We start from the raw sequence: 24274 nt of genomic DNA on the forward strand, positions 1-24274 counted from the left end.
GGTGAGCGCTGTCTGGCCCCTTCCTCCGGACTTCGTCTTCTGGCTCCAGAACAACTTCCTCGAGATCGTCCTGTGGATTCTCGGCGGCATGTTGGCCGCGCGCGCGGTGAACTGGGCCGGAGCGAAGATCACGGGGCGCATCGACCGCACGTACCAGCAGACCGATGCGCTGATCCGCACCGAGACCGCCAAGCATCGGCACTCGGTGGCCCAGGTGGTGACCTGGGTCGTCATCGCGCTGATCTACGTCCTGGTCGCCATCCGGGTGCTGCAGCGTCTCGGATTTCCCATCACCAGCCTCGTCGCGCCCGCGACGGTGCTCGGTGCCGCGCTGGGCTTCGGCGCTCAGCGCATCGTGCAGGACATTCTGTCGGGCTTCTTCATCATCACCGAGCGGCAGTACGGCTACGGCGACGTCGTTCAGCTCGCCATCACCGGCACGGCCGGTGACGCCGTCGGCACCGTCGAGGACGTCACGCTCCGCGTGACCCGGGTCCGGTCGGCCGAGGGCGAGGTGATCACCGTCCCGAACGGCCAGATCGTCAAGGCAGTGAACCTGTCCAAGGACTGGGCCCGCGCCGTCATCGACGTCCCGGTGCCGCCGACGGCCGACCTCTCCGCGGTCACCGAGCTGCTACGCACCGTCGGTCAGGAGGCGCACCGGGACCGCCGACTCGCCGAACTCCTGCTCGACGAGCCGACCGTGATGGGTGTCGAGAGCATCGAGGTCGACCAGGTGAATCTCCGGCTGGTCGCGCGCACCCTGCCCGGCAAGCAGTTCGAGGTCGGACGTGAACTGCGCGCACGTATCGCCATCACCTTGCGGCGCAACGGCATCACCGTCTCGCCGGAGCTGTCGGCCGACCGTCCGGTGGGGAGTGCGCAGTGACACCCGACCAGCAGACCCCCGACGGGCCGACCCCCGAACGGCCGGACCCCGATCGCGACCGCCCCGAGCAGGTGCCCGTCGGACACGGGGAACGGACTCCGACGCGACCCGGCATGGGTTGGCTCTCCCGCGTCCCCAGCCACCTTCCCGGCGGGTTCCGGACGACGACCGTCGCGATGGTCGTCGCGTTCCTCCTGGTGCTGCTGTTGTGGAACGCGGTGCGCTTCGACCCGACGCTGAACGAGAACTCGCCGGTCTACGTCCCACCGACGCCCGTCGAGACGACGTCACCGGCCCCTGTGCCGAGCTCGACGGTCGCGCCGACGGTCACCTCGGCCACGCCGACCACCACCGCCGTCACGCCGACGCAGGACCCGGACGCCGACGGCGCGAATCCCGGTACCTCGGTCACCGGGACCACGGCGCCGACCACCACCACCCGGGCACCGGGGCTGCAGTTGCCGATCATTCCGGGCTTCGGCCCACCGGCGACGACCACCACGGCGCCCTGACGTCCGCCCCGCGGCCGTCGCGACCGCCGCCGTCCCCGCGCGTCGCAGCGCCGTGACTCCGGGGCGCGGTGGCTACACTGGCGACCCGTGATCAGCGTGGAGATCGTCTCGAAGTCCTACAAGTCGTCGACACGCCCCGCGTTGGACAAGGTCTCCGTGACCATCGACAAGGGGGAGTTCGTCTTCCTCATCGGTCCGTCGGGATCGGGGAAGTCCACGTTCATGCGGCTGCTCCTCCGCGAGGAGGTGCCCACCTCGGGCGACATCCGCGTCGCGGACTTCCACGTCACCAAGTTGGCCGGTCGGCGCGTGCCGAAGCTGCGTCAGTCCATCGGCTGCGTGTTCCAGGATTTCCGCCTCCTGCAGAACAAGACGGTGTCCGAGAACGTCGCGTTCGCCCTCGAGGTGATCGGCAAGCAGCGCGCGATGATCGAGCGCACGGTGCCCGAGGTCCTGGACCTCGTCGGTTTGTCCGGCAAGGCCGACCGGTTGCCCAGCGAACTCTCCGGCGGTGAGCAGCAGCGGGTCGCGGTGGCCCGCGCGTTCGTCAACCGGCCGCTGGTCCTGCTCGCCGACGAGCCCACCGGCAACCTCGATCCCGACACGAGCCAGGACATCATGCTGCTGCTCGAGCGCATCAACCGCACCGGGACGACGGTGCTGATGGCCACGCACGACAACCACATCGTCGACTCGATGCGCCGCCGCGTGGTCGAACTCGACAACGGACGCGTGGTGCGCGACGAGGCGCGCGGCGTCTACGGCGTCGGCCGCTGACCCCGCCCCGCACACCGGCAGACACCACAGACCGCAGACGAAAGACGACCAGTGCGCGCAAGCTTCCTGTTCGGCGAGGTCCTCACCGGCCTTCGCCGGAACATCACCATGACCATCGCGATGATCCTGACGACGGCGATCTCGCTCGGCCTGTTCGGCGGCGGCCTTCTGGTCGTGCAGATGGCCAACAAGACCCAGCAGATCTTCCTCGATCGTGTCGAGGTGCAGATCTTCCTGACCGACGACATCTCCACGTCGGACCCGCAGTGCACCTCGGACATTTGCGCGAGCCTGCGGTCCGACCTCGAGTCCGCTCCCTCGGTCGTGTCGGTGCAGTACCTCAACCGGGACGACGCCGTCGCGGACGCGACGGAGCGGGTGTTCCGCGATCAGCCGGAGGTCGCGTCGTTGGTCTCACCCGACAGCTTCCCGGCGTCGTTCAAGGTGAAGTTGAGCGATCCGGAGCGGTTCGGGGTGATCGAGGACCAGTTCGGGCTGCGGCCGGGCGTGCAGAGCGTGCTCAACCAGCGGGACCTGGTCGACCGCCTGTTCAGTGTGCTGGCGGGAGTGCGCAACGCGGCCTTCGCCGTGGCCGTGGTGCAGGCGATCGCGGCCGTGCTGCTCATCGCCAACATGGTGCAGATCGCCGCGTTCACCCGCCGCACGGAGGTGGGGATCATGCGCCTCGTCGGTGCCACCCGCTGGTACACCCAGCTGCCGTTCCTGCTCGAGGCGGTGGTGGCGTCCTTGATCGGCGCGGCGTTGGCGATCGCCGGGTTGTTCACCGCGAAGGTCGGCTTCGTCGACTCCGTCCTCGGTGACCTCTACCAGGCGAACATCCTCGCGCGGATCACCACGAGCGACGTGCTGCTGGTCTCGCCGGTCCTCCTGGTGGTCGGCGTCGGGATGGCGACCGTGACGTCCTACGTGACGTTGCGTCTCTACGTGCGGCACTAGAGAACCGCACGAGGCGCTCGCCGGGGAACAAACGGCTGGACGCCGTCCTTATTCTTGGTTCGGGCGGTTCCGTGTTCGATCACCGCGGTTCCGCCCGATCACTCTCGACCCGACGAAGGGGATGCACGCTGTGAAGGAGAAGGGTCGCAAGGCCATTGCGACCAATCGCAAGGCCCGCCACAACTACACCATCCTGGACGTCTACGAGGCCGGCGTCGCGCTCGTCGGTACCGAGGTGAAGAGCCTGCGCGACGGCAAGGCGTCGCTGGCGGACGCGTTCGCCACCGTCGACGACGGCGAGGTCTGGCTGCGCGGACTGCACATCCCCGAGTACACGCAGGGAAGCTGGACCAACCACGCCCCGCGGCGGAACCGCAAGCTGCTGCTGCACAAGCGCGAGATCGAGCACCTCGTGGGGAAGACGCGCGAAGGCAACATCACCCTGGTGCCCCTGTCGATGTACTTCAACGAGGGCAAGGTCAAGGTCGAACTCGCCCTCGCGAAGGGCAAGCAGGACTACGACAAGCGGCAGGACCTCGCCCGACGTACCGCCGAGCGCGAGGTGACCCGCGAACTCGGTCGCAGAATCAAGGGTATGAGATGACGACCTCCGTCGTCGGGGGAATGCGCTGACCGCCGTTCTCCTCGCCCTGGTCGCGGCCGTCGGTTACGGCGTCAGCGATTTCGTGGGCGGAGTCGCCTCGCGCCGGGTCGCCGCACTGCGCGTGGTGATCGTGTCGTATCCCGTCTCGGTTGTCGTCGTCGCCGTGGCCGTGCCGCTCGTCGGGGGATCGCCGACGCCGTCGTCCCTGGTGTGGGGCGCATTGTCGGGTGTCGCCGGCGGCGTCGCGGTCTGGTGGTTCTACCTGGCGCTGGCGGGCGGGCCGATGGCCGTCGTCTCACCCGTCACCGCCGTGCTCGTGGCCGGGGTTCCCGTGGTGATCGGTCTCGCGGTGGGCGAGCGACCGAGCGCACTCGCCTACGTCGGCATCGTCGCCGCTCTCGTCGCGGTGGTGCTGGTCAGTCGGGAGTCACCGGACGAGGCGGCCGGCGAGGTCGCGGGCGGTCGGGTCCTGCGGTTCACGCCGCGCATCGCTCTGCTCACGGTGGCATCCGGGGTGGCGTTCGCGGCGACCTTCGTCTGCCTCGATCAGGCCGGAGGTGACGACACCGGACTCTGGCCTCTCCTGGCCAGCCGGCTCGCCGCGACCGCTCTGGTCTGGATCGTGGCGCTGTCGACGCGCGCGTTCTCGGCGCCGCGCGGCAGCGTGTTGCACCTCGCGGCCGGTATCGCGGTGCTCGACGTCGTCGCCAACGCCGCGTTGCTCTTCGCCTTCCAGGACGGGTTGCTCTCACTGACCAGCGTCATCGCGTCCCTGTACCCGGCGGCGACGGTGCTCCTGGCGATGGTGATGCTCGGCGAGCGGGTGGGCACCGTGCAGAAGGTGGGCATGGTGGTCGCGCTGGGGGCCGTCGCGCTGATCGCGGGAACGGGCTGAGCGGTTCGCTCGACCTCGTTGGCGGCGCACCTCTGCTACGAATGGAGTGCATGAACGATTCTGCGGGAACGCGCGTCCTGGTCACCGGGGCCACCGGCTACATCGGGGGCCGACTCGCTCCGCGGTTGCAGGAGGCGGGGTACCGCGTGCGCGTCCTCGCGCGGTCCCCGCAGAAACTGCGCGACGTGCCGTGGGCCGACGGCGTCGAGGTGGTCCAGGGCGACCTGTCCGATCGCGAGTCGCTCGACGACGCGTTCCGGGACGTCGACGTCGTCTACTACCTCGTGCATTCCATGGGCGGGTCCGACCACTTCGCCGAGGCCGAGCGGCAGAGTGCGGAAAACGTCGCCGAGGCCGCGAAGGGGGCCGGGGTCCGGCGCATCGTCTACCTCGGCGGGCTCCATCCCGAGACGGGCGACCTTTCGCCGCACCTGAAGTCGCGCGCCGAGGTCGGCCGCATCCTGGTCGAGTCCGGGGTGTTCACCGTGGTGCTGCAGGCGGGCGTGGTGATCGGGTCCGGGTCCGCCTCGTTCGAGATGATTCGGCATCTCACCAACCGCCTGCCGGTCATGACGACGCCGAAGTGGGTGCACAACCAGATCCAGCCGATCGCGGTGCGCGACGTCCTGCACTACCTGATCGAGTCGGCCAAGGCGCCGTTCGAGACGTCACGCACCTGGGACATCGGCGGTCCCGACGTCATGCAGTACGGCGAGATGATGAACACCTACGCGTCCGTCGCGGGTCTCCGGAAGAGACGCATGCTGGTGCTGCCCGTCCTGACACCGCGCCTGGCCGGTCACTGGATCGGCCTGGTGACGCCGATCCCGCGGGGACTGGCCATGCCGCTCATCGAGTCCCTTCAGTACGACGCCATCGCGCACGAGCGGGACATCGACCGGGTGATCCCGCCGCCGGACGGTGGCCTGACGCGGTACGCGGAGTCGGTGCGCCTCGCGCTGCGGCGTATCGAGGACGGCGAGGTCGAGACCACCTGGTCCAACGCCACGGACGCCGGCGCGCCCTCCGATCCGCTGCCGTCCGACCCCGACTGGGCCGGTGAGGTCGTTTATCTGGACGAGCGAGCGCGAGACTGCGAGGCACCGCCGGAACTGCTGTGGGACGTCGTCGAGGGCATCGGCGGCGAGAACGGGTGGTACTCCTTCCCGGTCGCGTGGGTCATCCGCGGCTGGATGGACAAGATCGTCGGCGGGGTCGGGCTCAAGCGCGGACGCCGCGACCCCCGCCGACTGCACACCGGGGAGGCGCTCGACTGGTGGCGGGTCGAGGAGATCGACCGGGGATCGCTCCTGCGCCTGCGTGCCGAGATGAAGGCCCCGGGCGGAGCGTGGCTCGAACTGCGAGTGATCCCGCGGGACGGCGGACGTACGTCCCGCTACGAGCAGCGGGCGATCTTCTTCCCGCGTGGTCTGGGCGGCCGACTGTACTGGTTCGCCATCATGCCGTTCCACGGCGTGATCTTCCGCGGCATGCTCGAGAACATCACCACCAAGGCCGAACGCGCCGCGCACGACAACCGGGATGAAACGCCCGCGGCGACGCGTTAGACTGAGCAGCCCACCGCAAATCGGTGGGTGAACGTCACCCTCGGGTGAGAAAGGGGCTGAACGGTTTCGACTGTGTACGTCGAGTCAGGGGAAGCGTGTCGGTGCAGGCGAGAGACCACCGCAAGCGTCATCGCAAAAATATAAGCGCCGATTCCAATCAGCGCGACTACGCACTCGCTGCCTAAGTAGCGACTGCGTGTCTGTCAGTCCGGTTTCGCCCTCGGGCCGGGTACTGGCATCAGCTAGAGGGCTCACCGCGTCAGCCGGTCACGGGTTGACGTGGAACATCCAACAGTGACTGGGATCGTCATCCGGACGTGTTCGCGAGATCCGGAGATCCAAGCAGAGGCGTAGCGAACTGCACACGGAGAAGCCCTGGTAACACGACGCAGGACCCGGGTTCGATTCCCGGCAGCTCCACCTCGAACGGCGGTTCGGACACGGCCAGTGTCCGGGCCGCCGTTTCTCGTCGACTGCACCACAGGCGGTCGTCCGTCGCGCGCGGGGCCACGAACACAGAGCATGGCTCCGATCGCTCCCACCCTGCACGGCCGGACCGGCTCCGCCGGTTCCGCCGGGTCGTCGACACCCGTCGTGCTGCTCCTGCACGGCGGCAAGGTCGCCAGTCACGACCCGGTACGCCCGTGGCATCTGTCGTACCTCCGCATGGTCCCCATCGCCCGGATGCTGCGCCGAGCCGTGGGCTCCGACGCCGACGTGGTGCTGCTGCGTTGTCGGTACCGGGGGTGGAACGGTGCCGAGCGCAGCCCGGTCGCCGATGCGCAGTGGGCGATCGACGAGGTGCTCCGCGGACGCGACCCGGGTACACGCGTGGTCCTGGTCGGTCACTCGATGGGGGGTCGGACCGCGGCTGCGGTGGCCGGCCACCCCGCGGTGGCCGGTGTGGTGGCCCTGGCGCCGTGGTGGCCGAGCGGCACCGAGACCGACACGATGGCACCGGGGTCGCGCCTGCTCGTCGCGCACGGCACCCGCGATCGGTGGACCGACGCGACGCTCTCGCACGCCGCGACGACGAGGGCCGAGCGACGCGGTGTCACCGCACGATTCGTCTCGATGCGCGGCGCCGGGCACTTCATGCTGTACTGCTCGTGGCGGTGGTCACGTCTCACGCGGGAGGCCGTCCGAGATGTCCTGTTCGCCCCGGATCCTGCGGTCAGAGACCGGATCGGTCAGTCCGACAGACCCATCTAGTTCGCCGTCGCCAACGAAATCCTGATCGACAGTCCAACCACAGGCTGCGGAACTCAGGGAGAAGTCACATGCCTCACGGCTCCGGGACCACGCGGTCCATCGCCGTCGTCGGTAGCGGCGTCGCCCGCCTCACGGCCGCGTACGTGCTGTCCCGCACCGAGCGTGTGACCGTGTTCGAGGCGGACGCGCGACTCGGCGGCCATGCCGACACGCACACGGTCGCCACCCGCACTCATGGCGACCTCGCCGTCGACACCGGGTTCATCGTCCACAACGACCGGACCTACCCCACCCTGCAGCGTCTGTTCCGCGAATTGTCCGTGCCCACACAGGAATCGGACATGAGCATGTCCATTCGATGCGACGGCTGCGGGCTGGAATACTCGGGCGGACAGGGCATCTCGGGCATTCTGCCGTCGCTGCGCACCGCGCGCCGTGGGCGCTACCTGCTCATGCTGGCGGAGGTCGTGCGGTTCCACCGTGTCGCCGCCGCGCTGATCGCTACCGAGCCGTCGACCGACGAGTCGCCGGAGACCGTGGCGCAGTTCCTGGAGCGGCACCGGTTCGGGACCTACTTCCGGTCCCACTTCATGACCCCGCTGGTCTCGGCGGTGTGGTCCTGCGAACCCGCTCGCGCACTGGACTATCCGGCCCGGTACCTGTTCACGTTCCTCGACCACCACGGCATGCTGAGCGTCGGAGGATCGCCCACCTGGCGCACGGTGACGGGGGGATCGGCACGTTACGTCGAGCGGGTCGCCGCCCACATCGGCGACGTGCGGACGTCGTCACCCGTCGCCTCGGTGCGTCGTCACGCCGACGGCGTCACCGTGGACACCGCCGCGGGGGAGTCGACCGAGTACGACGCCGTCGTGGTCGCGACGCATCCGCAGCAGGCCCTGAAGCTGCTGGCCGATCCCACGGAGGCCGAGCACCGGGTGCTCGGCGCGATCACCTACTCGCCCAACGTGGCCCGACTGCACACCGACACCTCCGTCCTGCCCCGAACCCCGCGAGCCCGCGGGTCCTGGAACTACCGGATGGACACGTGCGCGGCGACGCCCGGTGCCGTCGTCGTCACGTACGACATGACGCGGTTGCAGCTACTGCCCGACACCGGGGAACGCTATTCGGTCACCCTCGGGGACCCCACCGACCGGCGGGTCGGGGTCGACGCCGCCGCGGTGCTCGACACCATGCAGTACGAACACCCGCTGTACACCACCGAATCCGTTGCGGCGCAGCGTCTGTTGCCCGGTTTGAACACCGACCGCACCGCCTATGCGGGTGCTTATCACGGGTGGGGCTTCCACGAGGACGGCGCCGCCTCGGGACTGCGTGCGGCCGAACGGCTGGGCGGAGTGTGGACATGATGCCCGCGGTGTTCGACACCACGATTCGGCACGTGCGGTCGGCGCCGGTCCGCAGTGACTTCACCTACCGCGGTCATGCCTGGTTCGTCGACATCGACGACCTCCCGACGTTGCCGCGCCCGCTGCGGGCCCTCGGCCGCATCGATCCGGCGGACCACACTGCGAACGGCCGGTCGCTGCGGGCGGAGATCGACCACGTGCTCATCGCCCACGGCGGTACGGCGACCACCGGACACATCACGATGCTCACCGGGGTCCGGTCGCTCGGCCACGCCTTCGACCCGTTGACGGTGTACTGGGTGCACGACGACGCCGGCGCCCTCGACTGGGTGGTCGCCGAGGTCCGCAACACCTACGGCGGCCGGCACCACTACGCGGTGCGACCCGACGCGAACGGTCGCGCCCGGGTCGACAAGGAGTTCTACGTCTCTCCCTTCAACGACGTCGACGGCCAGTACCGCATGCGCCTTCCGGAACCGGACGGGACGCTCGACCTGTCGGTCGTGCTCGTCCGCGACGGTCACCCGCCGTTCGTCGCCACCGTCACCGGCACCGGACGCCCCGCCACCACCCGCACTCTCGTGCGGACCGCCGTGCGGGCGCCGCTGGCGCCACATCTGGTGTCCGCTCGTATCCGTCGACGGGGCATCGGACTCTGGCTTCGCGGCCTGCCGATCGTTCCGCGCAACCGAGCCGAGACCCCCACCTCGCCGTCCCTTCACACCGAAAGTCAGCCGATGCCCACCACGTTCGCCGCCCCACCCGTCGTCGACGCGCGTCGCTGGCCGGGACTCGACCACGTTCCGACGTCGCCGAAGGCCCGCCTGGCCGCGCCCGTCGCGGACGCGCTGTTCCGCCGCGCCGCCGCCGGACTGCACATCCGGATCGAGATGCCCGGTGGCGTCGTTGTCGGTGGGGGAGCGCAGGATCCGACCGCGCCGACGATGATCGTGCATCGTCCTCGCGACTTCGCCGCCCGGGTCGGTGAGAGCGGGCTCATCGGGTTCGGTGAGGCCTACATGGCCGGCGACTGGGACGCACCGGACCTCACGGCGGCGCTGTCGGTGTTCGCCGAACACATGGCGACGTTGATTCCGGCTCCGCTGCAACGCCTTCGGTCGCTGTACGTACCCAAGCCGCCCGGGTCGGAGACGAACACCACGAGCAACACCCGATCCAACATCTCTCGGCACTACGACCTGTCGAACGAGTTGTTCGAGCTCTTCCTCGACGAGACGATGACCTACTCCAGTGCGCTGTTCGCGGACGCGACCACCTCGCTCGCGGATGCGCAGCGGGCGAAGATCGACCGCCTTCTCGACGCGGCCGGGGTGACGGCCGGGTCGAGGGTTCTCGAAATCGGCACGGGCTGGGGCGAACTGGCCATCCGCGCTGCGGAGCGGGGAGCCACCGTCCGGTCGGTCACGCTCTCGACCGAGCAGCTCGAACTGGCGTGCAAGCGCATCGACGCCGCAGGTTGGTCGGACAGCGTCCAGGTGGATCTCCTGGACTACCGCCTGGTCGACGGTGAGTACGACGCCGTGGTGTCGGTCGAGATGATCGAGGCTGTCGGACACCAGTTCTGGGGCACGTACTTCCGCACCATCGACTCGGTGCTCGCGCCGGGCGGCCGCGTCGCCATCCAGGCCATCACCATGCCGCACGACCGAATGGTCGCGACGCGGAACACGTACACCTGGGTGCACAAGTACATCTTCCCCGGCGGATTCCTCCCGTCCGTCCACGCGATCGACACCGTCACCGAGCGGGAGACGTCGCTGCGGGTGCGCGAACGGTTCTCGATGGGGGACCACTACGCTCGCACTCTGCGCGCCTGGGACGAGAAGTTCGCCGAGAATCTCGAGGACGTGCATCTGCTGGGCTTCGACCCGACGTTCGCCCGCATGTGGCACTTCTATCTCTGCTACTCCGAGGCCGGGTTCGACACCGGGTACCTCGACGTCCATCAGATCGTGCTCGACCGAAGGAGCGACCGATGACCACCACCGGAACCGTGGCGGCCCGCCTCGAGACCTTGCTGCGGCCGGTGGTGGGTGGGGAGCTGCCCGTCCGCCTGACGGCGTGGGACGGCTCGACGGCCGGCCCCGTCGACGCCCCCGCGGTGACGCTGCGGAGCCCCGATGCGCTGCGGCGACTGCTGTGGAGTCCCGGTGAGCTGGGCGCGGCGCAGGCCTACGTCACCGGCGAGCTGGACGTCGAGGGTGACCTGAACGAGGCCCTGACGCACGTCTGGGAGGTCGTGCGGACGCGGCAGCTGTCCGCGGTGCGCCCGTCCCCGCGCGCACTCGTCGATCTGGTCCGCACGGCGTCCTTGCTCGGGGCGATCGGCCGGCCGTTGCCCCCGCCGGCGTCGCAGGCCGTCGTGACCGGGCGACTGCATTCGCTGATGCGTGACCGTGCGGCGATCAGCCACCACTACGACCTCTCCAACGACTTCTACGAACTCGTTCTGGATCCGCAGATGGCCTACTCGAGCGGCTACTGGATGTCGGATGCCCCCGATTACGGACTGGTCGACGCGCAGCGCGACAAGCTCGACCTGGTCTGCCGCAAGATCGGGCTCGACGCTCGGCCCGGCATGCGGTTCCTCGACGTGGGTTGCGGGTGGGGTTCGCTGAGCCTGCACGCCGCCGAGCATTTCGACGCGCAGGTGGTGGGCGTGACCATCTCGCGCGAGCAGAAGGCGTTCGTGGACAAGCGGATCGCGGACCGCGGACTGGCCGATCGAGTGGAGATTCGCATCCAGGACTACCGCGAGGTGCAGGGCGGGCCGTTCGACGCCGTCGCCTCGATCGAGATGGGTGAGCACGTGGGGGAGAAGAACTACCCCGTCTACGCGCGTGCGTTGTTCGAGAACGTGGTCCCCGGCGGACGCGTGCTGGTGCAGCAGATGTCACGTCGAGCCGGTGACAACCCGGGCGGCGGCGCGTTCATCGAATCCTTCATCGCCCCGGACATGTTCATGCGTCCGGTGGGTGCCACCGTCGCGATGATCGAGGAGTCCGGCCTGGAGGTGCGCGACGTCCACGCGCTGCGTGAGCACTACGTGCGGACGGTCGACGCCTGGTACGAGACCTTCGAATCGCGCTGGGACGAGGTGGTCGCGATGGTGGGCGAAGAGGTCGCCCGCGTGTGGCGCCTGTACCTCGTCGGGGGCGGGATGGCTTTCCGCGACGGGCGCATGGGTGTCGACCAGATCCTGGCGACGCGACCCGACGAGCACGGCCACACCACCATGCCGCCGACGCGAGCGACGTACGCGTGAACTCTTCGTCGTTCGACCTCTCCGCGTTCGCGGGGCTGGCCGGCCTGTCGCTGCTGGTGGCCCTGGCAGTCCTCGGACTCACCGCCGTCGTCGGGTTCCGCATCGGGCGGCACAACGTCGTCGACGTCAGTTGGGGCGCCGGCTTCGTGGTGATCGCGGTGGTGGCCGCGATCGCCGGCGAGGGTGAGCTGTGGCGCCGCGTTCTGCTGGCGATTCTGGTGGGACTGTGGGGAACTCGGCTCGCGGTCTCCATGGCGCGGCGCTCCCGCGGCAAGGGCGAAGACCCCCGGTACGAGGACATGCTGGCTCGGGCCGGCGGACACCCGGTGGTCACGGCGCTGCGCAAGATCTATCTGACGCAGGCGCTCGCCCTGTGGTTCGTCTCGCTCCCCGTGCAGGTCGCCGCGTCCGCCGCCGGCACCGTTGGGGTGCTGACCGTCGTGGGTGCGGCGTTGTGGCTGCTCGGGATCACCTTCGAGACCGTCGGTGACCGCCAGATGGACGCGTTCAAGGCCGACCCGGCGAACAAGGGCAGCATCATGGACCGCGGTCTGTGGCGCTACACGCGCCATCCCAACTACTTCGGCGACGCGTGTGTGTGGTGGGGCGTGTATCTGGTCGCGGCGGGCGGAGCGGGCTCGCTGGTCGGGCCCGCCGTGGCCACCGTGCTCTCCCCGGTCGCGATGACCTACTTCCTCGTCTTCGCGACCGGGGCCCGACTGCTCGAGCGGCACATGGCCGAGCGACCGGGCTACCGCGAGTACCAGCAGCGCACCAGCTACTTCGTGCCGCTCCCGCCGCGCGGATAGCAGTCGGCGGTCGACCGTGTGCAGCAGTCCGTGTGCAACGCGGACTGCTGCACACGATCGGGGTCAGCGCACCAGCAGGGCGACGGGCAGCGTGCCGAACACCGTCGCGGCCGGCGCCGTCCCCGAGTACGTCGCCCCGGTGAGGCGGTCGGTCCACTCGCCGTCGGGCAGAGCGATCGCCGTGTCACCCCACCCGTTGTTGTCGATCAACGCCAGGGACGCCCGGGTGGCCAGTACGACGACGTCCGGAGCGGCGCCGTGCTCGCCCCGGCAGAAGCCGACGACGTGATCGGACGCCGACCCCGACGCGGTGACCGGGACGTAGTCACCGCCGACGAAGCTCGCCGGGCGTTCACGCCGCAGCGTGACGGCGTGGCGCGTGACCCAGAACTTGGCCGCGCCCGTTCCGTCGACCGCGGGTGCCGACGTCGTGGTCTCGGCGAGTGTGCGCAGCGCCGCGTAGTCGACGTCGCGCCGGTTGTCGGGATCGACCAGCGAGTCCTCCCACACCTCGGTGCCCTGGTAGACGTCGGGGATGCCGGGGCCGGTGAGGTGCACGAGCTTCTGGGCCAGTGAATCGCTCCATCCGTGCGGGGCGATGCCTGCCACGAACTCGGTGACGGACTGCGCGACCGGTCCGCCCAGGAGGGTGTCGATCCAGGTGTGGACGGCGGATTCGAACTCGGAGTCCTGATCGTTCCAGGACGTGCGTGACCCGGCTTCGCGCATCGCCTTCTCGGCGTAGGCGTGCAGTCGCTCGCGGTAGGTGTCGGTGAGGTTCCCGTCGGCGGGCCACGTCCCGATGACGTTCTGCCACAGGAACAGTCCGGTCGACCCGTCGGGCGCCGGTGCGGCGTCGTTCCAGTCGGCGAGGCACCGGCTCCACAGTTCCGGTACCTGCGAGAGCACGCCGATCCGCGCGCGCACGTCCTCGCCACGCTTGGTGTCGTGCGTGGACAGGGTCGTCATCGCCCGCGGCCACCAGCGCGCGCGCTCGGCCTGGCGAACGTGGAACTCGGGCGTCGACAGACCGAACCGGGCGGGATCGCCGCCGACCTCCTGCAACGAGACCAGCCGGGCCGCACGGTAGAACATGCAGTCCTCGACGCTCTTGGCCATCACCGCGCCGGCCACCTGCTGCAGCCGCGCGGCGGCTTCGCCCCCGACGGCAACGGCGGCCGCGAGCGCGGCGAGGGCCTCGGAGAGCCGGGGCTGGTCGGCCTCCACCTCGCCGATCAGTCGAGGGAGCAGCCCGGTCAGCGGGGCGTAGTCCGAGCGGTACACCGGCATCCGGGCGACCACCTCGACGGCGGCCTCTCCGACGGAGTCGGCATTCATGTCGCTGTCGGTGTCCCGGAGGACGGCGGCGGCGAGGCGGCGCACCTCGGGAGCCAACTGAGTCCGGGCTGTGTCGCGCTTGAGGGTCCGTTCCGCCGCGTGAACCCACGCGGCGTCGGCCGCGTCGCCGGTGGTGTCCTCGGCGAGGCGCGTCAGAGCGTCCTCGCCGCGCCGGTCGAGCAGCACGTCGCCGATGTCGGCGAGTGCGTCGTACCCCGTGGTGCCGTCCACCGGGAGGGTGGCGTCGAGCGGCTCGGCGGCGGTGAGGATCTTCTCGACCACCAGCCACGACTCGGGACCGATCAGGTCCCGGAGACGGCGGAGGTAGTCCGCGGGATCGGTGAGGCCGTCCGGGTGGTCGACGCGTACGCCGTCGACCAACCCGTCCGTGAACCACGAGCGCACCTGCTCGTGCGACCAATCGAAGACGGCAGGATCCTCCTGACGGATTCCCGCGAGATCGCTGACGGAGAAGAAGCGCCGGTACCCGATCCGGCCCGATCGCCACCCGACCAACTCGTAGGCCTGGCGGTCGTGCACGACCCGAGCGTCGTCGCTTCCGTCGTCGGTGCTCGGATCCACCGGGAAACGGTGCTCGTAGTAGGCGAGGGTGGTCTCGTCGCCGGTGCGGTCGACGGTCAACTCGGCGACGTCGGCATCGTCCCCGAGCACTGGGAGGGCGATGCGGCCGGCGGTCCAATCGATGTCGAACACGTGCGCGTGAGCGGAGGCCCGGCCGTGCCGCAGAACGTCCCACCACGACGGGTTCTCCCGTGCGGTCGCGACGCCCAGATGGTTGGGCACGATGTCGACGACGACGCCCAGACCGTGCGATCGCGCTGTGGCCGAGAGCGATTCGAACGCCGCGCGGCCGCCGAGGGCGGCCGACACGGTGGTCGGATCGGTGACGTCGTACCCGTGTGTGGAGCCCTCGGCGGCCGTGAGGATCGGCGACAGGTACAGGTGCGAGATGCCGAGATCGGCCAGGTACGGCACGAGGGCCTCGGCCTCGGCGAAGCCGAAGCGATCACCCCGGAGCTGCAGTCGGTAGGTCGAGCTGATCGCGTCGGCTGTCATGGCCCCGTGTTACCCCGTTTTCCGCAGCACCAACAGTGACCGTGCTTGCACCCGAACGCTCTTGCCCGCCGCGACGACGGTGTCGCGCACTCCGGTGGAGACAGCGGTGTCGAGGGCCACGGTCCACTCCGATGCGTACTCCCCGTCGACGGTGGTGAAGTCGAGCGGCTCGTGGTGCGCGTTGAAACAGAGGTAGAACGTGTCGTCGACGACGCGGTTGCCCCGCGCGTCCGGCTCCGGAATGCCCTCGCCGTTGAGGAACACCGCCAGCGACTTGCCGAAGCCGGAATCCCAGTCGGCCTCGGTCATCTCCTCACCGGCGGGCGTGAGCCACGCGATGTCGCGCGTCTGCTCGGCCGACCGGATGGGGCGGCCCTCGAAGAACCGACGACGGCGGAACACTGGATGGGCGTTCCGCAGCGCGATGACGCGAGAGGTGAACTCGACCAAATCGGCGTTGGTCTCCGCGAGAGACCAGTCCATCCACGCCAGCTCCGAGTCCTGGCAGTAGACGTTGTTGTTGCCCTGCTGCGTGCGACCCATCTCGTCACCGTGCGCGAGCATCGGGGTGCCCTGGCTGAGCATCAAGGTGGCCAGCATGTTGCGAATCTGCCGAGCGCGCAGGGACAGGATCTCCGGATCGTCGGTGGGGCCCTCGACGCCGCAGTTCCAGGATCGGTTGTGGCCCTCGCCGTCGTTGTTGTCCTCGCCGTTGGCCTCGTTGTGCTTCTCGTTGTAGGACACCAGATCGTGCATCGTGAATCCGTCGTGCGCGATGACGAAGTTGATGCTCGCGCCCGGTCGTCGCCCGGTCGCCTCGTACAGGTCCGACGAACCGGTGAGTCGTGAGGCGAACTCGCCCAACGTCGCCGGCTCGCCGCGCCAGTAGTCGCGCACGGTGTCGCGGTACATCCCGTTCCACTCGGTCCACAGGCCGGGGAAGTTGCCCACTTGGTAGCCGCCCTCGCCGACGTCCCACGGCTCGGCGATGAGCTTGACCTGGCTGACGATCGGATCCTGTTGCACCAGATCGAAGAACGCGCTCAGCTTGTCGACGTCGTGCAGCTCACGCGCCAGCGTCGAGGCGAGGTCGAAGCGGAACCCGTCGACGTGCATCTCGGTCACCCAGTACCGCAGCGAGTCCATGATCAGCTGCAGCGTGTGGGGGTGGCGGACGTTGAGGCTGTTCCCGGTGCCGGTGTAGTCCATGTAGAAGTACGGATCGTCGTCCACCAGGCGGTAGTAGGCGGCGTTGTCGATGCCGCGGAACGCGATGGTCGGGCCCATGTGGTTGCCCTCGGCGGTGTGGTTGTAGACCACGTCGAGGATGACCTCGATGCCCGCCTCGTGGAAGGACCGCACCATCGTCTTGAACTCCGACACCGCGGACCCTGCCACGGGAGACGACGAGTACTCGTTGTGCGGAGCGAGGAATCCGAAGGAGTTGTACCCCCAGTAGTTCCGTAATCCCTTGTCCAGCAACGTCTGATCCTGCATGAACTGGTGCACCGGCATGAGTTCGATCGCCGTGACGCCCAACCGGGTGAGATGGTCGATGACCGCCGGGTGGGCGAGGCCGGCGTAGGTGCCGCGCTGATCCTCGGGCACGTCCGGGTGCGTCATCGTCATGCCCTTGACGTGGGCCTCGTAGATGACCGTCTCGTTGTACGGGCGGCGGGGGGACCGGTCGTTCTGCCAGTCGAAGAACGGGTTCACGACGACGGTCAGCATGGTGTGGCCGAGCGAATCGTGTTGCGGGAAGTGCGAGTCGGCGTCGGCCGACTCGTCCTGCGCGCTCGTGGCCTCGTCGGCCTCGTCGGCCTCGTCGGCCTCGTCGGGCACGACGGCCGCGGTGGGGGCGTTGTCGCGGATCGCGTCGACGGTCTTCGAGGCGGCGGCCGACCCCGCCGGCGCCGTGTCGTGCGCGGCGCCCGGGATCACGGCGATGTCGTCGGTGACCGGAATGTGCGGCGTCCGTGCGGGGAGGTCGATGTCGTAGCTGAAGAGCGATCGGTCGCCGTCGAAGGCGCCGACGAACGCCTTGCCGTAGGGATCGACCAGCAACTTGCTGGCGTCGCACCGCTGTCCGGCGCCGGGGTTCCACGGTCCGTGGACGCGGTACCCGTAGCGCTGGCCGGGCTGCACGCTCGGCAGGTACGCGTGCCAGACGTAGCCGTCCACCTCCTCGAGGCGGATGCGCGTCTCTGTTCCGTCCGCCTCCACCAGGCACAGATCGACGGCTTCGGCCACCTCGGAGAAGAGGGCGAAATTGGTACCGGCTCCGTCGTAAGTGGCTCCCAGGGGATACGCACTGCCGGGCCAAACCTGGATCGAGGACTCGCGTGCGGGTTCGACGGACATGGACCGAACCCTATCCCGCCGGTGACCGAACCCCCCGGTCTGTGACCAGGGCCGCTGGTGGAGGCTGATCAGGCGCCGAGCCGTGCCGTGCCGATCAGGCGCCGAGCTGCGCCGCCAGGGCAGCGCCGAGGTCGGTCCCGGACCGCCACGCAGACTCCACCCGCGGCGACCCTTCCGGGCACCACTGGTCACCCGCGAAGCCGACGAGCCGGCCGTCGTGCTCGACGAGGCCGAAGGACGCCTCGTGACTCGACGACGGCTTTGCGAACGTCCACCGGTGGGCGTGCGTCCACTCCGGCGCCGTGATGCCGGTGAGTCGGCGGACGGCGTCGACGACGGGATCGACGGCCGAGTCCGGATCGTCCAGATGACGGCGGGCGCGCGCGGCGGTGGTGTGCGCGACCAACACGGGCGCGCCGTCGCCGCGACGGGCGCCGTCGAGCGCGAGGAACTCCACGTCCGGGTCGTCCTGGACGAAGGCGGCGTCGGTGAAGGGGAGCGACGACGCGGTGGCCAGGCCGAGCACCACGGTGATCACCGGGTCGTACGCGACCGCGTACGGTACCGCGGTGAGCCGAGCGGCCTGCGGATCCGGCATGGCGAGCACCACGTCACCCGGCGGGAGGGACTCGACGTCGGTCTGCTCGATCGAAACGTCACGAAGGAGATCCCGGACCAGCGAGCGCAGTCCTCCCGGCGTGCCCCAGCGCGTCGGCCCGGTCTTGGATTCCGGCTCGGCGCCGGCGCGCAGGACGGTGAAGGTGTCGGTCCACTCGCGCACGAGGCCGCGGTCGGCCCAGTCGTCGACGATTGCGCCGAACTCGTCGTCCCGCACCGTGAAGTAGCCGGCGCCGATGTCGACGCGGCGCTCGTGCAGGAGCGGCGACGCCATGCGGCCGCCGGGTGCGCGACCCCGGTCGACGAGCCGCGCCGGGACACCCGCGCGTCGCAACGCGAGAAGGCAAGCAGCACCGGAGATTCCGGCGCCGACGATGGTGACGGGGGTCTCGCTCACCGCTCCAGCGTACGGACGCGATGGCGAATGCCGTCGACGAACAGCGTCAGCCCGAGGGCGAATCCGGCCGCGGCGTCGGTCCCCAGCGCGACCGGTCCCTCGTCGTCGGGCAGGGCTCCGAGGGAATCGAGTTGCATCCGGGACTGCTCGTCCGTGGTCGCGCCCAGGACGAAGTGCAACACCGCGAGCGCGGCGGGGTCGGCCTCGTCCTCGGCCAACCCGGCGGCGCGCACCGGCTCTGCGAGACGCTCGCGGATCGGCACGCTCACCTGCCGGGCGGCGAGGCTGGCCGCGACCACTTCCGCGCCGTCCCGGTGGGACAGGAGCGCGTCGCGAAGAGCGCCGGCGACGGCGAGCAGGCGTGCATCCCACTCGTCCTCGGCCGGGAGGTCGGTCGTGGCGACGCGCAGCAGGATTCGGTCGGCGACAGCGCCGAGCAGCGCCTGCTTGTTGGCGACGTGCCAGTAGAGCGCGCCGGGGGCGACACCGAGGGAGGTCGCGAGCCGACGCATCGACAGATCGGCGAGGCCGTACCCGTCGAGCAGCGCGACCGCGGCGTCCACCACGTCGGTGCGAGTCAGCTGCACGCGATCGTCCGTCCTTCCCGGCCTCGTCGACGCCGGATGGTCGTCGAACTGCCGCCACCCTAGCGAGCACGGCCGCCGAGCGGGTGGGCCGACGAACTAGGGTCGTCGTCGTGGTCGAAACCGGCGTTCGCACGTCCGTCCCCGGGTGGACACAGTGGACACACTCCACACAGTGGGCACGGTGGACCGTCGTCGCTGCCGTGGTCGGCGCCCTCCTCGGTGTCGGATGGGCGCTGCTCGTCCCGCCTCGGCACGTCGGCGTCCTCGGCGACGGACGGGCCGCCGTGCTCACCGGTGAGAGCCTGCATCGGTTCGACGCGGTGGCTCTGTTCGCCCTGGTGACGGCGGCAGCGGGGGTGGTCGGTGCCGCGGCGATGTGGCGGGCGGGGCAGGGAACTCCGCGTCGTGCACTGGGCATCGTGGCGAGCGCCGCGGTCGGATCGGTGAGCGCCGCCGGTGTGGGTCTCGGACTCGCCGCGTGGCGCTATCCCGACGCCGCCGGCGCCGCCGCCGGCACCGTGGTGGCCCTCGCGCCGGATCTGGCCACCCCGATGGCCGTGCTGCCCGGGCCCCTGGCCGCGGCGGTGACGCTGGTGGTCCTCGTCGCGTTCGCGCCCGACGACACCGACGACGACACCGACACCGCCGGCGCCGGCGGTCCCGAGGGCGACGACGACGGCCCCGGGAAGGACGACGGCCCCGTCAGCCCGGCGGCTTGAGCGCGGCGAACTCGTCGGTCACGCGCAGCCGCGCGTCGGCGAAGCGGTAGAGCGTGGCGGGCCGGCCGCCGGCGGGGCCCGGGGGAGCGGTGCGGCCGGTGGAGGCGATGACGCCGCGGCGGGTCAGGACGCGCTGCAGGTTGGTGGTGTCCACCTGGTATCCCAGTGCGGCGCAGTAGATGTCGCGCAGCGTCGAGAGGGTGAACTCGTCGGGGGCCAGCGCGAACGCGATGTTGGTGTAGGAGAGTTTGGCCGCCAGTCGGGTACGGGCGTGGCTCACCATGGTGCCGTGGTCGAACGCCGTCCGCGGCAGGGCGGACACCGGATGCCACCGGGTGTCGACGGGCAGGACCGGATCGGCGACGAGGGGGACCAGCCCGAGGAACGTCGAGGCGATGGTGCGTAGTCCGGGCACACGTCCGGGTTCGGCGAACACCGACAGTTGCTCCAGGTGGCGGACCTCCCGGACGTCGACCTTCTCGGCGAGTTGGCGGCGCGCGGAGTCGGGGAGGTTCTCGTCGTCGCCCAGTGTGCCGCCGGGGAGAGCCCAGGCACCGCGGTCGGGCGCGAGGGCGCGTTGCCACAGCAGGACGCACAGTTCCGCGGGTGCGTCGGGGGCCGGGGGTGACACACGGAACACCACGGAGAGGACCTCGTGACGGGCGGTGCTACCATGTGACATGTTTTCGACCCTAAGTCGAAAACCCGGCCGGGTCCACTCGAGTGGGTCCGCACCCGATGCGACCCCCGCGTCGGACGCACGCGAGGAGACACCCATGTCGATCACCACGCCGTCGACCACCGCCGACCGGCTGTTCACGGAGATCCACGACGGACCCACCGGCTGGACGGGCGTCGACGCCGGACCCGAGTGGGCCGAGGAGATCCGGCGCCTGGCCGCGGAGAAGAACGCGACCATCCTCGCGCACAACTACCAGCTGCCGGCCATCCAGGACATCGCCCACCACGTGGGGGACTCCCTGGCGCTCTCGCGCATCGCCGCCGAGGCGCAGGAGGAGACCATCGTCTTCTGCGGCGTCCACTTCATGGCAGAGACGGCGAAGATCCTGTCGCCGAGCAAGACGGTGCTGATCCCGGACGCGCGGGCCGGGTGCTCGCTCGCCGATTCCATCGACGCCGCCCAGCTGCGCGAGTGGAAGGCCGAACATCCCGACGCCGTCGTGGTGTCGTACGTCAACACCACCGCCGAGGTGAAGGGACTCACCGACATCTGCTGCACCTCGTCCAACGCCGTCGAGGTCGTGCAGTCCATCGATCCGGACCGCGAGGTGCTGTTTCTGCCCGATCAGTTCCTCGGCGCGCACGTCCGTCGGCAGACCGGTCGCACGAACATGCACATCTGGGCCGGCGAGTGCCACGTCCACGCGGGCATCAACGGCGACGAGCTGACCGCGCGGGCCAAGGCGCATCCGGACGCCGAGCTCTACGTCCACCCCGAGTGCGGCTGCGCCACGTCAGCGCTGTACCTCGCGGGCGAGGGGTTCGTGCCCGAGGACAAGGTCAAGATCCTCTCCACCGGCGGCATGCTCGACGCGGCTCGGGAGACCGGTGCCCGGCAGGTGCTGGTGGCCACCGAGATCGGCATGCTGCACCAATTGCGCCGCGCCGCACCGGAGGTCGACTTCCGCGCGGTCAACGAACGCGCGTCCTGCCCCTACATGAAGATGATCACCCCGGCGGCGTTGCTGCGGTGCCTCACCGAGGGTGCCGACGAGGTCCACGTCGACGCCGACGTCGCCGCGCGGGCCCGCACGTCCGTCGAGCGCATGATCGCGATCGGATCGCCGGGCGGCGGCGAGTGACCCTGACGGGTGGTTGGGACGCCGCCGCCGACCTCGTGGTCGTCGGCGCCGGCGTCGCCGGGCTGACGGCGGCGACGGAAGCGGTCCGGCTCGGGCTGCGCGTCCTGGTCGTCGCCAAGGACGCGGGGGACACCTCGACGCGCTACGCCCAGGGCGGCATGGCGACCTCGACGGTCGACGACGTCGCCGCACACGCCGAGGACACCATCGCGGCCGGTGCGGGGCTCTGCGATCCGGCGGCCGTGCGGTCCGTCGTCGGCGACGGCACGGCGGCGTTCGCGGCCCTCACCGCCCTCGGTGCGCGCTTCGACACGACCGCGGACGGGCGCGTCGCGCGCACACGCGAAGGCGGGCATCGCACGGCCCGCATCGTTCACGCCGGCGGCGACGCGACCGGCGCGGAGATCCAACGCGCCCTCACGGCCGCGGGTCCGACCGCGCTCATCGACTCGGTGGTGCGGTCGGTGATCACCGGGCCGCACGGCGCCGCGGGCGTCGTCGTCGCGACGGCCGCCCCCTCCGGCGCGCTCGAGTCCGTCGGCGTGATCCACGCGCCCGCGGTCCTGCTCGCGACCGGCGGCAGCGGCATGCTCTTCGCCACCGGGACCAACCCGACGGGTGCGACCGGCGACGGCATCGCGCTCGCGTTGGCGGCCGGCGCGGAGATCGCCGACGTCGAATTCGTCCAGTTCCATCCGACCGTGTTCTTCGCCCCCGGTGGGCACGGCCGGCTCCCGCTGATCAGCGAGGCGCTGCGCGGGGAGGGTGCGAGGCTCGTCGACCTCGACGGTCGCCCCGTTGTCGGCGACGCCCACCCGCTCGGCGACCTCGCTCCCCGCGACGTGGTCTCGCGCGCCGTCGCGGCGCGACTCGCCGAGTCGGGCGCCTCGCACGTCCTGCTCGACGCTCGGGGCGTGCCCGACGTCGCCCACCGGTTCCCGACGGTCACCCGTTCGTGTCGCGAGCGGGGCGTCGACCCGGTGACGACGCCGATCCCCGTGGCCCCGGCGGCGCACTACGCCTGCGGTGGCATCGTCACCGACCTCGTCGGACGCACCCGCGTCCCGGGCCTCTTCGCCGCGGGCGAGGTCGCGCGGACGGGGCTGCACGGTGCGAACCGATTGGCGTCGAACTCGTTGCTCGAGGGTGTCGTCCTCGGCCGGCGGGTGGCTGCGGCCGCACGCGATCGCGTCGGCACCGACACTCCCGGCGATCCGGTGGTGCCCCGCGCCGCCCGACGGCTGGATCGCGCGGTCCTGCAGGCCGCGGCGTCGGCCGGCATCGGCGTGGTGCGCGACGCCGACGGTGTGGGAGCCGCCCGGCAGGTCGCCGCGCGTGCCGTGGACGGACCGCTGACCACGGTGCACGACGTCGAGGACGCAGCGCTGACCACGCTCCTGGACGCGACGGCGACGGCCGCGGCGCTGCGGACGGAGACCCGCGGCGCCCACACCCGACGCGACCATCCGATCACCGACCCGGCGCAGTGCCGCAGCCTCGTGCTGAGCCGGGACGGCGACGGAGCCCTCACCGTCCGCCGCGGCGACCTCGCCCGCCGCCTCGTCCCCGCAGGAGTGTCATGACCGCCCTCGTTCCCGTCGATCGCGACGAGATTCTCGACGTCGTCCGGCGTGCGCTCGCCGAGGATCTGCGGTACGGGCCCGACGTCACCACCCTCGCCACCGTCGCCGAGGACGCGCGCACCCGCGCGGCGGTCGTGTCTCGCGCGCAGGGCACGGTGGCGGGCGTCGACGTGGCGCTCGCGGTGCTGGACGAGGTGGTGGGCGAGTACCGAATCCTGCAGCGGCTGACCGACGGCGACGCAGTGGCGCCCGGCGACGTGGTCCTCGAGGTCGAGGCACTCACCCGCCCCGTCCTCACGGCGGAGCGGACGATGCTGAACCTGCTGTGTCATCTGTCCGGCATCGCCACGGCGACGGCGGCGTGGGTGGACGCGGTCGCCGGAACCCGCTGCGTGGTGCGGGACAGCCGCAAGACGCTGCCGGGGTTGCGCCTGCTGCAGAAGTACGCTGTGCGCGCGGGCGGGGGAGAGAACCACCGCCTCGGTCTCGGGGACGCGGCGCTGATCAAGGACAATCACGTGGTCGCCGCCGGATCCGTGGTCGCCGCGCTCCGCGCCGTCCGCGCGGTCGCGCCCGACCTGCCCTGCGAAGTCGAGGTGGACACCCTCGAACAACTCGACGAGGTGCTCGCCGAGGGCGCCGACCTGGTGCTGCTGGACAACTTCCCGCTGTGGCAGACCCAGACGGCCGTGCAACGACGCGATCGGATCAACCCGGCGACCCGCCTCGAATCGTCGGGCGGGCTCTCCCTCGAGCAGGCGGCCGACTACGCCGCGACCGGTGTCGACTACCTCGCCGTGGGGGCACTGACCCACTCGGTGACCGTGCTCGATCTGGGGCTCGACTTTCGCTGAGTCCGACGCGGGCGGCGTTTGCCCACCCGGTCCGA

At 70.4% G+C, this 24274-nt stretch carries 21 protein-coding genes, 1 other RNA gene and 1 pseudogene; 18 read left to right on the plus strand and 5 right to left on the minus strand.

The genetic code is table 11. The annotated features are described in order from the left end of the window. Nucleotide 1: 1 nt before the first annotated feature. From BMZ18_RS03920 to BMZ18_RS03985, 14 genes and pseudogenes are all read left to right on the plus strand, one after another. Nucleotides 2-889 (plus strand): mechanosensitive ion channel family protein, encoded by an 888-nt coding sequence (locus BMZ18_RS03920; protein WP_068101793.1) that lies wholly within the window; start codon nucleotides 2-4, stop codon nucleotides 887-889. Beyond that, nucleotides 886-1401 carry a hypothetical protein gene (locus BMZ18_RS19595; RefSeq protein ID WP_068365619.1) on the plus strand — a complete coding sequence of 172 codons (516 nt, stop codon included), beginning with the start codon at nucleotides 886-888 and terminating at the stop codon, nucleotides 1399-1401. Before BMZ18_RS03920 ends, BMZ18_RS19595 begins: the two co-directional genes overlap by 4 nt. An 87-nt stretch (nucleotides 1402-1488) precedes the next feature. Next, the gene (gene ftsE / locus BMZ18_RS03930) at nucleotides 1489-2178 is read left to right on the plus strand and encodes a cell division ATP-binding protein FtsE (RefSeq protein WP_068365618.1); all 690 of its coding nucleotides are present in this window, start codon (nucleotides 1489-1491) and stop codon (nucleotides 2176-2178) included. 51 nt (nucleotides 2179-2229) lie between these two features. Beyond that, complete coding sequence (ftsX, locus tag BMZ18_RS03935) at nucleotides 2230-3135, plus strand: permease-like cell division protein FtsX (RefSeq protein ID WP_068365617.1); 906 nt, start codon at nucleotides 2230-2232, stop codon at nucleotides 3133-3135. Nucleotides 3136-3265: 130 nt separating this feature from the next. Beyond that, nucleotides 3266-3739 (plus strand): SsrA-binding protein SmpB, encoded by a 474-nt coding sequence (smpB, locus tag BMZ18_RS03940; protein ID WP_068101782.1) that lies wholly within the window; start codon nucleotides 3266-3268, stop codon nucleotides 3737-3739. Nucleotides 3740-3764: 25 nt separating this feature from the next. Further along, complete coding sequence (locus tag BMZ18_RS03945) at nucleotides 3765-4634, plus strand: EamA family transporter (RefSeq protein WP_074921783.1); 870 nt, start codon at nucleotides 3765-3767, stop codon at nucleotides 4632-4634. A 50-nt stretch (nucleotides 4635-4684) separates the two neighbouring features. Then, nucleotides 4685-6202, plus strand: coding sequence for an SDR family oxidoreductase (locus BMZ18_RS03950; RefSeq protein ID WP_068365627.1), 1518 nt, complete (start codon nucleotides 4685-4687; stop codon nucleotides 6200-6202). Nucleotides 6203-6254: 52 nt separating this feature from the next. After that, nucleotides 6255-6625: a transfer-messenger RNA gene (gene ssrA, locus BMZ18_RS03955) on the plus strand. Between the two features lie 99 nt (nucleotides 6626-6724). After that, on the plus strand, nucleotides 6725-7414 hold the full coding sequence (locus tag BMZ18_RS03960; RefSeq protein WP_068365615.1) for an alpha/beta hydrolase: 690 nt from the start codon (nucleotides 6725-6727) through the stop codon (nucleotides 7412-7414). A gap of 68 nt (nucleotides 7415-7482) precedes the next feature. Next, complete coding sequence (locus BMZ18_RS03965; protein WP_068365614.1) at nucleotides 7483-8787, plus strand: NAD(P)/FAD-dependent oxidoreductase; 1305 nt, start codon at nucleotides 7483-7485, stop codon at nucleotides 8785-8787. Then, nucleotides 8787-9464, plus strand: a pseudogene (locus BMZ18_RS19600) (DUF1365 domain-containing protein); the annotation flags it as partial. The gene BMZ18_RS03965 and the pseudogene BMZ18_RS19600, both read left to right, overlap by 1 nt. 60 nt (nucleotides 9465-9524) lie before the next feature. Beyond that, the gene (locus BMZ18_RS19605; RefSeq protein ID WP_068105776.1) at nucleotides 9525-10787 is read left to right on the plus strand and encodes an SAM-dependent methyltransferase; all 1263 of its coding nucleotides are present in this window, start codon (nucleotides 9525-9527) and stop codon (nucleotides 10785-10787) included. Next, nucleotides 10784-12073 (plus strand): SAM-dependent methyltransferase, encoded by a 1290-nt coding sequence (locus tag BMZ18_RS03980; RefSeq protein WP_068365613.1) that lies wholly within the window; start codon nucleotides 10784-10786, stop codon nucleotides 12071-12073. Before BMZ18_RS19605 ends, BMZ18_RS03980 begins: the two co-directional genes overlap by 4 nt. After that, on the plus strand, nucleotides 12070-12882 hold the full coding sequence (locus BMZ18_RS03985) for a DUF1295 domain-containing protein (RefSeq protein WP_074921785.1): 813 nt from the start codon (nucleotides 12070-12072) through the stop codon (nucleotides 12880-12882). The genes BMZ18_RS03980 and BMZ18_RS03985 overlap by 4 nt, the downstream gene beginning before the upstream one ends. A 63-nt stretch (nucleotides 12883-12945) precedes the next feature. Here the strand turns inward: BMZ18_RS03985 and treY are convergent, their stop codons facing one another. From treY to BMZ18_RS04005, 4 genes are all read right to left on the minus strand, one after another. Then, complete coding sequence (treY, locus tag BMZ18_RS03990) at nucleotides 12946-15297, minus strand: malto-oligosyltrehalose synthase (RefSeq protein ID WP_068365916.1); 2352 nt, start codon at nucleotides 15295-15297, stop codon at nucleotides 12946-12948. Nucleotides 15298-15306: 9 nt separating this feature from the next. Then, the gene (gene glgX, locus BMZ18_RS03995; RefSeq protein WP_068365917.1) at nucleotides 15307-17658 is read right to left on the minus strand and encodes a glycogen debranching protein GlgX; all 2352 of its coding nucleotides are present in this window, start codon (nucleotides 17656-17658) and stop codon (nucleotides 15307-15309) included. A gap of 94 nt (nucleotides 17659-17752) precedes the next feature. Then, nucleotides 17753-18673: an NAD(P)/FAD-dependent oxidoreductase gene (locus BMZ18_RS04000; RefSeq protein WP_068365918.1), complete on the minus strand. Its 921-nt coding sequence runs from the start codon at nucleotides 18671-18673 to the stop codon at nucleotides 17753-17755. After that, the gene (locus tag BMZ18_RS04005) at nucleotides 18670-19260 is read right to left on the minus strand and encodes a TetR/AcrR family transcriptional regulator C-terminal domain-containing protein (RefSeq protein ID WP_068365919.1); all 591 of its coding nucleotides are present in this window, start codon (nucleotides 19258-19260) and stop codon (nucleotides 18670-18672) included. Before BMZ18_RS04005 ends, BMZ18_RS04000 begins: the two co-directional genes overlap by 4 nt. A 110-nt stretch (nucleotides 19261-19370) precedes the next feature. Between BMZ18_RS04005 and BMZ18_RS04010 the strand changes: the two genes are divergently transcribed. Beyond that, complete coding sequence (locus BMZ18_RS04010; protein WP_068365920.1) at nucleotides 19371-19979, plus strand: DUF2567 domain-containing protein; 609 nt, start codon at nucleotides 19371-19373, stop codon at nucleotides 19977-19979. Here BMZ18_RS04010 and BMZ18_RS04015 read toward each other — a convergent pair. Beyond that, nucleotides 19963-20661 carry an NUDIX hydrolase gene (locus BMZ18_RS04015; RefSeq protein ID WP_068365921.1) on the minus strand — a complete coding sequence of 233 codons (699 nt, stop codon included), beginning with the start codon at nucleotides 20659-20661 and terminating at the stop codon, nucleotides 19963-19965. The two genes, BMZ18_RS04010 and BMZ18_RS04015, sit on opposite strands and share 17 nt — an antisense overlap. A 94-nt stretch (nucleotides 20662-20755) precedes the next feature. Between BMZ18_RS04015 and nadA the strand changes: the two genes are divergently transcribed. Genes nadA through nadC form a run of 3 tightly spaced genes read left to right on the plus strand, consistent with a single transcriptional unit; the run spans nucleotide 20756 to nucleotide 24239 of the window. Then, entirely contained in the window at nucleotides 20756-21802 is a 1047-nt protein-coding gene (gene nadA, locus BMZ18_RS04020; RefSeq protein ID WP_068365922.1) for a quinolinate synthase NadA, read from the plus strand. Further along, the gene (gene nadB, locus BMZ18_RS04025) at nucleotides 21799-23385 is read left to right on the plus strand and encodes an L-aspartate oxidase (RefSeq protein WP_139203826.1); all 1587 of its coding nucleotides are present in this window, start codon (nucleotides 21799-21801) and stop codon (nucleotides 23383-23385) included. Before nadA ends, nadB begins: the two co-directional genes overlap by 4 nt. Next, a complete protein-coding gene (gene nadC / locus BMZ18_RS04030; protein ID WP_068365923.1) occupies nucleotides 23382-24239 on the plus strand; it encodes a carboxylating nicotinate-nucleotide diphosphorylase in 858 nt (285 codons plus the stop codon). Before nadB ends, nadC begins: the two co-directional genes overlap by 4 nt. Nucleotides 24240-24274 lie beyond the last annotated feature (35 nt).

Origin of the sequence: Rhodococcoides kroppenstedtii (genome assembly GCF_900111805.1) — a bacterium.
GTDB classification, from domain to species: Bacteria; Actinomycetota; Actinomycetes; order Mycobacteriales; family Mycobacteriaceae; genus Rhodococcoides; species Rhodococcoides kroppenstedtii.

Excerpts from the sequence above, each read along its gene's own strand:
- BMZ18_RS03980 (WP_068365613.1), top strand. The coding sequence starts at position 10,784 with ATGACCACCACCGGAACCGTGGCGGCCCGCCTCGAGACCTTGCTGCGG.
- nadA (WP_068365922.1), top strand. The coding sequence starts at position 20,756 with ATGTCGATCACCACGCCGTCGACCACCGCCGACCGGCTGTTCACGGAG.
- treY (WP_068365916.1), bottom strand. The coding sequence starts at position 15,297 with ATGACAGCCGACGCGATCAGCTCGACCTACCGACTGCAGCTCCGGGGT.
- nadC (WP_068365923.1), top strand. The coding sequence starts at position 23,382 with ATGACCGCCCTCGTTCCCGTCGATCGCGACGAGATTCTCGACGTCGTC.
- glgX (WP_068365917.1), bottom strand. The coding sequence starts at position 17,658 with ATGTCCGTCGAACCCGCACGCGAGTCCTCGATCCAGGTTTGGCCCGGC.
- BMZ18_RS19605 (WP_068105776.1), top strand. The coding sequence starts at position 9,525 with ATGCCCACCACGTTCGCCGCCCCACCCGTCGTCGACGCGCGTCGCTGG.
- BMZ18_RS03960 (WP_068365615.1), top strand. The coding sequence starts at position 6,725 with ATGGCTCCGATCGCTCCCACCCTGCACGGCCGGACCGGCTCCGCCGGT.
- BMZ18_RS04015 (WP_068365921.1), bottom strand. The coding sequence starts at position 20,661 with ATGTCACATGGTAGCACCGCCCGTCACGAGGTCCTCTCCGTGGTGTTC.
- BMZ18_RS03950 (WP_068365627.1), top strand. The coding sequence starts at position 4,685 with ATGAACGATTCTGCGGGAACGCGCGTCCTGGTCACCGGGGCCACCGGC.
- BMZ18_RS03965 (WP_068365614.1), top strand. The coding sequence starts at position 7,483 with ATGCCTCACGGCTCCGGGACCACGCGGTCCATCGCCGTCGTCGGTAGC.